The sequence below is a fragment of the Bacillus sp. 2205SS5-2 genome (assembly GCF_037024155.1).
GTDB lineage: Bacteria > Bacillota > Bacilli > Bacillales > Bacillaceae_K > Bacillus_CI.
Map to the genome: position 1 here is coordinate 197961 of NZ_JAYKTS010000005.1, position 2115 is coordinate 200075.

Consider the following 2115-nt stretch of genomic DNA (forward strand, 5'->3'; position numbering starts at 1 on the left):
CTTACCGAGGTTGATGGCAATGGTTCGCAAACTTCTTCTTGATCTCCCCGCCAACATAGCTAAGGAGCAACAGGTGAGCTCAGTTAACCTTTTTGTCTTCCACTTTGCCTATCTTCGGCTGTAAGTTTTGCCCCTCTAGTTCTTCTTCAAACGCTTGGTAACGGTAGTTGGAGCCATTCGTTTGGCTCGTTAATTTCCCTATGACCTCCCACTTATTGTTCTTCCACGCCTTGCTTTTTAATTCAGTGGAAAGTCTGAAGGTATCAGGAAGCCACGAAAGAAAATCCAACTGATGGGCAGCTAAATCTTGGAGATTTCCTTTTGAAATGAGGGCAGAATCGGCTTGGTATAGGAGGTTCGACCAGTTCTCTTCTGACAGGGTTTCACATAATTTCTGAACAAATTCCATGTTCCATTTCACATCCGAGGTGTTTCCATTCTCCACCTTGGCTACGATGGGGATCCCTTGAGGAGTGACGCCCATGCCCAAGACGATTTGCTTCAAATCCGGACGTTTTTGTTTACTGTATCCATACGTGACGGAAAGGGGTTCTTTTTCAGATAGACCAGAAGAAGAAGAGTCGGGAAGATAATCGCCAGATACGGAAAAGGAAGTCGTTTCGCAATGTAAAGTATCGAGTGCTACATTCAGTTGATTTAAGGTCGATAAGGCTAACGGGGTGTTGACTTTCCACGGATCGGCTTCGTATAAATAATCAAGCGCTCTTCCTAACGAATCATCATTGAACTGTTCCGGTTTTACATCCGATCCAAAGAGAAGTTCAACATCTTGTTTTTGGTAAAATTCCTGGACCTTATAGAGAGGAGATTTTTGGCCAAGGATGTTTAGAACCAACGCCTTGAGTCGGGTACCGGGGGACAAGCCACAGCGCTGTTAATCCCAAACGACCGACTCATTAATCTTTTCTTCAAACTGAATTTCATCCATTAATTTCGACAATAGTTGTGATGGTCCCACGTCTAACGTAAGTACTTGATTCACCATAATTTGACCCTCCACTTTCATCATTACTGTAAGGTTCTAGAAAAAGTGGAGGTATCCTTCATAAAAATAATATTTGGATAATTTTTCATGCGGAATGTGAGTTTTATTAGGGGCAATAATAGTAATTTTAGTTGGCTGGTCAGTTTCAAGAGGAAAAATGTATGATTATAACTATTCAGAAGTAGCTAAGAAACTGGAAACAGCACCATTTAACACAAATATTCCAACTAAAGTACCTTTCGAGGATATGCAACTTAAGGATTTTGGTTCTAATAATCAGAAAGTTGAATTTACCCTATTCAATGTGGATAAAGAGTTCTTAACAGTTAACATATTGAAAGATGAGATTGAGTACCCAAAAGAAATAAAGAAAGAGAATATTAAGATAGGAAGAGATGTAAATGGTAAGTATATTCCAGACCACTCAGGTAAAAGAATTATTTTATGACAACAAGGAGACCTTTTTTATGAAATAGCCTTTAGCTATAAACTTACTCCTATAGAGATTAGTAAAGAGCAGTTAATCAAAATGGCGGAATCGTTTAAGTAAAAATCTTATTTAATTTACAAATGCGTGGTCTAACTCCACCGTCTTTAGACGGTATCCGCTTTTAGCCTTGTCTTTAAATGTCCATACTACGATAGAGGTGAGAGTATGGACGGTTATCAAAAAAGTAGTCATGCGGTATTTGATATAAAATATCATGTTATATGGGTTACGAAATATAGATATAAAGTTCTACATGGACCAATTGCCAAAAGAACAAGAGAATTAATAAGGCAAGGCTGCGAAGCAAGAGGAATCACGATTTTACAAGGGAGTGTGGGGAAAGATCATATCCACTTATTGCTATCTTGTCCTCCAAGCCTAGCACCAAGTAAAATAATGCAGTACTTGAAAGGACGATCATCAAGACTCCTCCAGGATGAGTTTCCTGAATTAAAGAAGAGATTTTGGGGACAATATCTATGGGCGAGAGGATATTTCTGCGCAACAGTTGGAACGGTAACAGAAGAAATCATTCGAAACTATATAGCCAACCAGTTTGGTGATGGAAAAGACGATATATTCAAGATTGAGGAGTGAGTTTAGTCAAATTCAGTATGCT

The 2115-nt window shown here is 39.1% G+C and carries 2 protein-coding genes and 1 pseudogene; 2 read left to right on the forward strand and 1 reads right to left on the reverse strand.

Annotation, left to right across the window (positions count from 1 at the left end):
• Positions 1-1006: pseudogene (locus tag U8D43_RS05755) on the reverse strand (IS1634 family transposase); the annotation flags it as partial.
• Between the two features lie 157 nt (positions 1007-1163).
• Here U8D43_RS05755 and U8D43_RS05760 point away from each other — a divergent pair.
• Both U8D43_RS05760 and tnpA read left to right on the forward strand, forming a co-directional pair.
• Positions 1164-1454 carry a hypothetical protein gene (locus U8D43_RS05760; protein ID WP_335870142.1) on the forward strand — a complete coding sequence of 97 codons (291 nt, stop codon included), beginning with the start codon at positions 1164-1166 and terminating at the stop codon, positions 1452-1454.
• A gap of 207 nt (positions 1455-1661) precedes the next feature.
• Positions 1662-2093: an IS200/IS605 family transposase gene (gene tnpA, locus U8D43_RS05765; protein ID WP_335870144.1), complete on the forward strand. Its 432-nt coding sequence runs from the start codon at positions 1662-1664 to the stop codon at positions 2091-2093.
• Positions 2094-2115: the final 22 nt, after the last annotated feature.